Genomic DNA, 8,294 nt, shown 5'->3' with positions numbered 1-8,294 from the left:
GGTCTTAAGCGAATAATGGAGACGGGTTCGAGCTTGTCTGACAGCACAGGTTAGCACCTCGTTGCCTCTGTCCAGAATGTCTCTGCGAGCGGCCGAAGCGAATCTGACCGGCGCCGGATGACGAAATGAGTCTTGATCCCGCCCTCTTCAAATGGAAGGGGCCGGGAATTGCGCCCGCAGGTCTCAGTATCTTCCGTGAACCAACCGAGGCAGATGGCTGGCACCTGAAGCCGTCGTGCGAGCCGGAGAGTTGATACTGCATTCGCTTCTGGCAGTTTAAACTGCGTGGCACCGTGCGCATTGAGGAAGCGGGCGACGCCCTCAGATAGAGCCACCCCGTGAACACGGCTGATGGACGCGACTGAGCGGCCTTCCAGGTCGGCGGCCCTGATCACCGTCTTTCCATACAGGTCACTCGATTCTGGTACGGATAACTGAAGCTCACGGCTCTCGATGATATGTCCGCGCAGATCGGTCTCGGCTGCGGGGCTGATTGCGGAATCAAACCAGTGCTCTTCAGGCTCCAGCACGAGTGCAAGATCGATATCTTCATACGCAAGTGCCCTGTAGAGCCGGTCATGGCTCATTCCGATGATTTCGATGCCGTCTGCTCCATGGTTGGCAATGAAATCATCTGTCAGCCCGGTACGTGCCGGGATGTTTGATGAATAATAGGGAACACCGATCCTCACCGCATTCTTTCGGATATCCCTGATCTTCTGATGCATCCATTCGGTTTCGAGGACCATACGCCGCGCATGCGCAAGAAATGAGCGCCCGCCCGGCGACAGTTCCACATGGCGCTTGCTCCGCTTGAGCAGGTCGAAGCCCAACCGACGCTCAAGCTCCTTGATCTTCGCCGACAAGGCTGGCTGCGACATGTTCAGTTCTTCAGCTGCCCGGGTGAAAGACTGCGCCTCCGCAACCGCCAGAAACGCCCTCAATGGTGTGGCATGCAAGTCCAACGGGCACTCCTTCCGGCCGATGATTTCTTATAACTTAATCCTATTAATTGGCAAAAAAAATCAAATTCGACGCTTGCCCCCACGATTGATAGCTAAGGCCAGAAATTATCGTTTCAGAAAGGGGAAATGCCTATGTGGTCATTTCAGACAGAGCCGGAGTTCCAGGCCGAGCTTGATTGGATTTCCGAATTTGTGCGGGAAGAAGTCGAACCCCTTGATGACGTGCTGGGCAGTCAGTGGAATATTAGAGATCCGCTGTTTGAAAAGCTTGTTCGACCGCTCCAGGAAGAGGTCAAGAAACGTAAATTGTGGGCATGCCACCTGGGCCCGGAACTTGGGGGGCCGGGCTATGGCCAGCTCAAGCTGGCCCTCATGAACGAACAGTTCGGACGTTCACGCTTCGGCCCGATCGTCTTCGGCGCACAGGCGCCCGACACCGGGAACTCTGAAATTCTCGCCCATTACGGAACGGACGAGCAAAAGGAGCGGTATCTGAAGCCGCTGCTCAACAATGAGATCGTTTCCTGTTTCTCGTTGACGGAGCCCCAGGGGGGAGCTGACCCGACCATGGTGAAGACCATGGCAGTCCAGGATGGGGATGACTGGGTCATCAGTGGCGAGAAATGGTTTGCCTCCAATGCACGCTTTGCGGAGTTCTACATCATTGCGGCTGTTACAGAGCCGGAGGCAAACAACCTCCATCGCCGTATGTCGATGTTCATTGTCCCGGCTGACTCGCCGGGAATCGAGATTGTCCGCGACTACACCTTCCACGGCGAGCCGGAAGGCACGCACGGTCACGTGAAGTGGAATAATGTGCGTGTACCGAAAGAAAACATGCTGGGAGGCCGGGGAGACGCTTTTGTCGTTGCACAGGTAAGGTTGGGTGGGGGGCGCATGCATCACGCCATGCGGACGATCGCCGAGGCAACGAAGTGCTATGACATGATGTGCGAACGCGTCAAATCACGGGAAACAAAAGGCGAGCCGCTTTGGCAGAAGCAGATGGTTCAGGAAAAGATTGCCGACAGCTGGATTGAGCTTCGGCAGTTCCGCCTGCTTGTGCTGGAAACCGCATGGCTTGCCGATCAGGGACATGACTGGAAAGCCATCCGCGCCAATGTCTCTGCCGTGAAAGCCATCATGCCGAAAATCCTGCATGATATCTCTGCAAGAGCCCTTCATCTGCACGGTGCCCTAGGACTGTCGACACAGATGCCGTTTACGGCCGCGCTGGTGAACAGTCATCATGTCGGCCTCGCGGACGGACCGACGGAGGTACACAAATTGGTCGTGGCACGCGAGGCCCTGAAAGAAGTCGAGCCGGCAGATTCCGATTTTCCTGAATATATCGCCTACAAACGCGAAGCCCGCGCCAAGGCAAAATTCGGCATTAGCTGATCAGGGGTGACGAAATGAACAATCCACTCGATTTTTCCAACAGAACGGTTCTCGTCGTTGGCGGCACGACAGGCATTGGAAATGCAACCGCCCGCACTTTTCGCGACGCTGGCGCAAAGGTCTGGGTCTGGGGAACCAGACCGAACGCGGCAGACTATGACAAGGAAGAAGACAGCGACCTCTCCGGTATGGTCTACCAGACAATGGACGCTACGGATTACGACCATGTCCGTGACTATCAGGCGGAATTTGACAGCCTGGATGTCCTTGTCCTTTCCCAGGGACTGGTACTCTACAACCGGCAGGAATATGAAATGGATGGCTTCCGCCGTGTCGTTGATGTGAACCTCAACAGCCTGATGGCTTGCGCAACGCGCTTCCATGAGCATCTGAAGAAATCCGGCGGTTCACTGATTATCGTCAGTTCCTCGGCCGCATTCCACGCGACACGTGGAAACCCGGCCTACAATGCCTCCAAGACGGGTGCATACGGGCTCTGCCGCACCCTTGCCCAGGCTTGGGCGCACCAGGGGGTCCGGGTCAACGGGCTTGCGCCCGGGTTCATCCCCACGCGCATGACTGCGCAGACAACGGAGAACGAGAAGCACAAGGATGCCGCCATGTCGCGCATTCCCATGGGCCGGTTCGGCACGCCTGACGAAATGGCGTCAATCGCGCTTTTCCTTGCATCTCCTCTGTCATCCTACATGACGGGTCAGATGCTCGTCGCGGATGGCGGTTTGCTCTTGTAGAAAAGGGACCGGGAATGGACAGTCCAGCGGTGCCGGGTATCGATCAGGTCCGACTTGAGAGGTGGATGGATACGAATGGGATCGGAAAAGGTCCCATCACCGGCCTCACACAACTTGCCGGCGGCACACAGAACATTATCGCGAAGTTCGAGCGCAACGGTGAGCCCTTCGTCTTGCGTCGGCCAAGCGTGACCCCTCGCGCGAAAGCCAACGAAGTTATGGCACGCGAAGCCCGGGTGCTTGCCGCTCTTGCGGGAACGAACGTGCCTCACCCCCGTTTTATCGCGGTCTGCGATAACCCGGATGTGCTGGGCGCAACCTTCTACCTGATGGAGGCGGTCGATGGCTTCAACGCCGTGACCGGCCTACCTGAGCTGCACCGGTCAAGCCCGCAGATCCGCCGCGAAATGGGGTTTGCCATGGTGGACGCCGCAGCTGAGCTTGGCGGTCTGGATCATGAAGCCCTCGGCCTGGGAGACTTTGGTAAACCAGAAAACTATCTGTCCCGTCAGGCCGGCCGGTGGATGTCTCAACTGGAAAGCTACACAAAGCACGAAGGATGGCCCGGCGGCGAGGGACTCGGTGATGTTCATACGCTGGCGGACTATCTGAGTGCCAATCTGCCACCAGACTTCAAGCCGGGCATCATGCATGGTGACTACGCCATCGGGAATGTCATGTTCCGGAATGACGGCCCGCAATTGGCGGCTGTCATAGACTGGGAGCTTTCCACCATTGGCGATCCCCTGGTCGATCTGGCTTGGGTTATCTGTACATGGCGTGATCCTGCCTGGCGGGACCTGCCGGTCCTGGTGGTGGAGCCCTGGGAAGGATTTCCGACGATTGATGAGATGATCCAGCGATATGCAGACCGCTCTCAACGCGACCTTTCACATATCGATTGGTACATCGTCCTCGCCTGCTTCAAGCTCGCCATCATCCTTGAGGGCACATATGCGCGCGCATTCAGCGGCGCCGCGCCCAGGGCCATTGGCAAAACTCTCCACGAAACATCCGTGACCCTGATTGAACGGGCTCATGCCCGATTAAACCGAACCGTATGGCAATAAATAGACGCCACCACCCGTCGCGTCCGAAGACCTCCTCCCGACAGCCTTGCTTCACTCAATACAAGGACAATTTACATGACCCAGCTCGACAAGAAGATTGCTATTGTCACAGGTGCCGGTAGCGGTATGGGCGCGGCAACGGCCGTTCTGTTTGCCCAAAACGGTGCCACGGTCGCATTGCTAGACCGGAACAAGGATGGTCTTGAAGCGACCCTAAAAAAGATTACGGAAGCAGGAGGCACGGCACAGTGCTGGCCAATCGATCTTGCCCTCACGGACAATATCCCCGCCGTTATAGAAAGCGTCGCAGCAGAGTTCGGGGGCATTGACATTGTCGTGAACAATGCCGGAATCGCAGGCTTCCTGGCCATAGATGATCCGGACTATGACGCGCACTGGGACCGGATGATCAGTATCAATCTTACTGCGCAGCAGAAGATTGTCCGGGCCGCGCTGCCCTGGCTTCGCAAGAGCGAGTCGCCCAGGATCGTGAACATCGCCTCCACCGAAGCACTCGGGGCGACGCCACTCGACAGCGCATATGTTGCAAGCAAGGCGGGGGTTGCCGGACTGACGCGGGCGCTGGCCGTGGATCTTGGCCCGGAAGGCATCCTGGTCAATTGCATCTGCCCCGGCCCCATTGATACGTCGATGACGTCCTTCGTGCCGGCTGATCACAAGGTGATCTTTGCCAAGCGGCGCACCGCCCTCAAACGCTATGGCGGTCCGGAAGAAGTGGCACAGATGACCCTCGCGATGAGCCTTCCAACACAGACGTATCTGACTGGAACAGTCGTGCCTGTCGATGGCGGTCTTATGGCTCGTAATGCCTAGCGCGGCCTTGTCATGAAAACAGGTCTTGAGGAGGTGATTTCGGAGGCGTAGCTTTGCGAAATCACCAAATCACCCTTTCGCTACTTCAAGACGTCGCCCGGCATCATCCAGCTTGCGGGGTGATGTCTGTCCGTTTCCCGCTGTCATTGCGCAATCTGGTCTGCCCTCACGGAAGTGGTCCAAAAATCGGGGATCAGGTCAGTTCGAATTAGTCTGACACCACCTTTCAGAGCGCTGCCAGCTGTCTTAGATGCGCACGAACCTGAGTGCGCAGCCCTGATAGATCAGGGGGTTTTCCCGAGCACCGAAAACCGGCTAGGCTGTCAAAAGGGCCTGAAAAAATAATGGATCAAGTCTCTGGGAGAAACGCGGATGCGATTTGGATTGTCGATTCCATTTCGAACACTTCTCAATCTGGAGTCCGAAATCGTCGGGGTCCACAGACAGGACGCACAGATCGCGCTGCAGCAGGCATTCCAGTCGGTTGATGATCTGGAGGCTGTCGGGTCTTTGAGCATCTTTGCCGGAGATCGACCGGGCGTTCTCAAATCCCTGTCGGATGACGTCTTGCCCTGGTTTTCGAGGCCGATTGCTGGAATTGATCTGTCTGACAAATGGCTTGCAGAGCAGAGCCAGAGGCCTGCATCAGACGAGACAACTCTGTCCGACAGGCAGGGGCCGCCACTCACCATCCATAGCGCCCGCGTCGAGGTCTATGACAACACGCTTGCCATACTGAGCCTGGTCGGTGAGGTGAACATGCAGGGGCTTTCCGAAACCTGGACAGCAGACATGTTCGAGCGTCACCTGTCAGAATTTGCTGAAACCCTCGTCATGCCGCTCAACAATGTCCTCATTCTGCCGGCGATCCAGCGGCTCGAGGCCGGCAAGGTAGACTGGCCTCACAAACCCTTTCTCATGCGCCCGCGTCGAAAATATCAGATATTTTTTGATCTGAACGATCATCCGTTTCCGAAATGGGACGAGAGCCGGTCTCCCTTTTTCTGGGCGCACCGCGTCTATCAGCTTGATGACAATGAATCGGGGCGACCCGAGCTCGGCGCTTTATTGCGACTGGATGAAATCCGGACGTATGGGACCGAGGGGCGAGATGGCTCGCTTGTCTATACAGGCTCAAGCATCGTCCGAAACAGCGAAGATCTCGATGCTTTCCTGAAGGCGTCCTCGATTGCTCAATATTTCTACTGCATCCTGGACGTGCTGAATGATAATCAGAATTCAGTATATCGGGCATTGTCAGCGGCGACGACCCGGCGTGATGTCGAGCGGCTCATTCCGCGGTTCCATCGCATGGAGAATTTTGTGGACTATGTGTTCAACGAGGCGAGGGATGCCGAGATATCACTTCAGGGGCCCCGGAGGAGATATTTTGAAACCCTGTTCAAGACGTTCGGCATGGACCGTCTCGCAGATGCGCTCAGGTCGCGTGATCAACTGGTCCGCTCACGGCTGGACCGCAAATCCTTCCAGGTCGCGAAAACGGATCGGCGCCTCCTGCAATTTGCATTATTCGTCCTGGGTGCCACGCAAGTCTTCAATTTTGTGCTCGATATATTCGGCTATGTGAAACGCCCCGAGCCGGGGCAAGTGCCCGGCCTGGTTGATCTGTTTGGGTGGCTGGATATCAACCTGACCTTCAATGCCATCCTACTTCTTGTTATCTTCGGAGCGTTTTATGCCTCATTCCGACGAGATTAGTCTCCTGTCCAAATGGATCGCGACCGTGCAGTCGGGTGACTTGTCTGTGGAGCTTGTCGCGGCGAAGCAGGGTATCGCAGCACAATATGATCGTTTTACCGAGATCATGCAGGGTGACGTGCCGCCCCGCATTTATGGAGTCAATACGTTGCCCGGTCACAGGGAAGGCGAACCCATGCCTGCCGGCTACGCCGCTTCATACCAGCGGAATCTCATAGACAATCACTGCCTTCCGCAGGCGGAGTTTGTTGATGCCGAGACGGCCCGGTTTATCCATCTGTCGAAATGTCGGACGATCGCATCCGGGGGCAGCCTGATCTCGCCGGATCTCTACGAGATTCTTCTCGATCTCGCAGGAGACCCGGATTTTGCGCCGGACATTCCGAAGGGAGCAACCTACTCATCCGGCGATGTTATCCCGGCAGCTTATTGGGCGCGAGCTGTGCTGTCACATCGGCCGGATTACGAGTTGAAGCCGGGCGAGGGCATGGCGCTGCTCAATGGAGCCTTCATCCATATCGGAACTGCGCTGGCCGCCTTTTCCCGACTGGCGCAGGTCTGGGACAGCTATCTGACCGCCTCGAGGCGCTTCTTCGCATACGTTCCTGCAAATGATGCCCTGCTGACCCATGCGGCGCCAAACCGCGTTGCAGCTGCCCAGTCCCATGTTACAGAGCCAAGCCGGTTTCCGTCTCCCGGATCGCTTCAGCCCCCCGTCTCGGTACGGGCATTTCCCCAAACTCTCCTCGCGTTTCACGAGTCGATTACCGGGCTTGCCCGGCAACTTCTTCACAGCCTGAACCAACCGAGTTCAAATCCCCGCATCGGCCAGACCGGACAGGGCGAGGCTCGAATCCTGCCGAGTGGATCTTTCGTCGCGCCCGGGCTTTCCCTTGCCACAGGGCAGGTGATCGACAGCCTCCTCATGGTGGGGTGGACGATTGTGCGCCGGATGGAGTTCTTCCTCAGCGGGGAGGTTGAGGGCGTTGCCCGCGACGGCACAGATTCGACTGATCCGATCGCACTGATCCAATGGCCCAAACTGGCCGCTGCCGAGCTGGAAGACATGCGCATGGTCCATAGCCGACGGGTTTTCGGGTCAGGCGGCGCAACCTCTTACGGGGTCGAGGATTTCTGGACCCATGGCACCCTGACTGCGCACCAGATGGTCGCGTGCGCGGACAAGCTCCAGACCATACTGGGCCTTGAGCATGAAATCCAGGATCGTGTCGGCTCAGGCGAAACGGGCCGGAAAGATCAGCGCCTTGATGCCGGGACTGCAAAACTGCCAGATTCTGCAAGATTGATTTGAGGCCCGGGATAAGGCTTCAGTATTGAAATTTCTGAAGAAAGCCATGAAGCGACATGGGAATCCCCGCGTCGTGGTGACGGACAAATGTCGATTATATCCGGCCGCAATGAAAGCCGTTGGAAACGAAAGTCGCCCAGAGACTGACCGGCACCTCAACAACCGCGCCGAGAACGGACCACGGTCAGCAAATATCCGCAACTAAAAATTGGCGCGTGCTTTGCTTCATTCAATACCAATCCAG

At 56.9% G+C, this 8,294-nt stretch carries 7 protein-coding genes and 2 pseudogenes; 8 read left to right on the top strand and 1 reads right to left on the bottom strand.

Annotated elements, in window-relative coordinates:
* Window positions 1–50: 50 nt before the first annotated feature.
* Complete coding sequence (locus HY29_RS15305) at window positions 51–965, bottom strand: LysR family transcriptional regulator (RefSeq protein ID WP_162176740.1); 915 nt, start codon at window positions 963–965, stop codon at window positions 51–53.
* 132 nt (window positions 966–1,097) lie between these two features.
* Between HY29_RS15305 and HY29_RS15300 the strand changes: the two genes are divergently transcribed.
* The 8 genes and pseudogenes from HY29_RS15300 to HY29_RS18980 form a co-directional block, all read left to right on the top strand.
* Window positions 1,098–2,366 (top strand): acyl-CoA dehydrogenase family protein, encoded by a 1,269-nt coding sequence (locus HY29_RS15300; protein WP_034798522.1) that lies wholly within the window; start codon window positions 1,098–1,100, stop codon window positions 2,364–2,366.
* 14 nt (window positions 2,367–2,380) lie between these two features.
* Window positions 2,381–3,118: an SDR family NAD(P)-dependent oxidoreductase gene (locus HY29_RS15295; RefSeq protein ID WP_034798521.1), complete on the top strand. Its 738-nt coding sequence runs from the start codon at window positions 2,381–2,383 to the stop codon at window positions 3,116–3,118.
* Between the two features lie 14 nt (window positions 3,119–3,132).
* Window positions 3,133–4,188 carry a phosphotransferase family protein gene (locus tag HY29_RS15290; RefSeq protein WP_034798520.1) on the top strand — a complete coding sequence of 352 codons (1,056 nt, stop codon included), beginning with the start codon at window positions 3,133–3,135 and terminating at the stop codon, window positions 4,186–4,188.
* 75 nt (window positions 4,189–4,263) lie between these two features.
* Window positions 4,264–5,022, top strand: coding sequence for an SDR family NAD(P)-dependent oxidoreductase (locus tag HY29_RS15285; protein WP_034798519.1), 759 nt, complete (start codon window positions 4,264–4,266; stop codon window positions 5,020–5,022).
* A 60-nt stretch (window positions 5,023–5,082) separates the two neighbouring features.
* A pseudogene (locus HY29_RS19940) lies at window positions 5,083–5,180 on the top strand (IS6 family transposase); the annotation flags it as partial.
* Between the two features lie 214 nt (window positions 5,181–5,394).
* Window positions 5,395–6,741: a hypothetical protein gene (locus HY29_RS15280; RefSeq protein WP_034798518.1), complete on the top strand. Its 1,347-nt coding sequence runs from the start codon at window positions 5,395–5,397 to the stop codon at window positions 6,739–6,741.
* Window positions 6,719–8,053 carry an aromatic amino acid lyase gene (locus HY29_RS15275; RefSeq protein ID WP_034798517.1) on the top strand — a complete coding sequence of 445 codons (1,335 nt, stop codon included), beginning with the start codon at window positions 6,719–6,721 and terminating at the stop codon, window positions 8,051–8,053. Before HY29_RS15280 ends, HY29_RS15275 begins: the two co-directional genes overlap by 23 nt.
* Window positions 8,054–8,057: 4 nt before the next feature.
* A pseudogene (locus HY29_RS18980) lies at window positions 8,058–8,225 on the top strand (DDE-type integrase/transposase/recombinase); the annotation flags it as partial.
* Window positions 8,226–8,294: the final 69 nt, after the last annotated feature.

This window comes from Hyphomonas beringensis (genome assembly GCF_000682755.1).
Classification (GTDB): Bacteria; Pseudomonadota; Alphaproteobacteria; order Caulobacterales; family Hyphomonadaceae; genus Hyphomonas; species Hyphomonas beringensis.
This window is presented reverse-complemented; position numbering and strand designations above follow the sequence as displayed.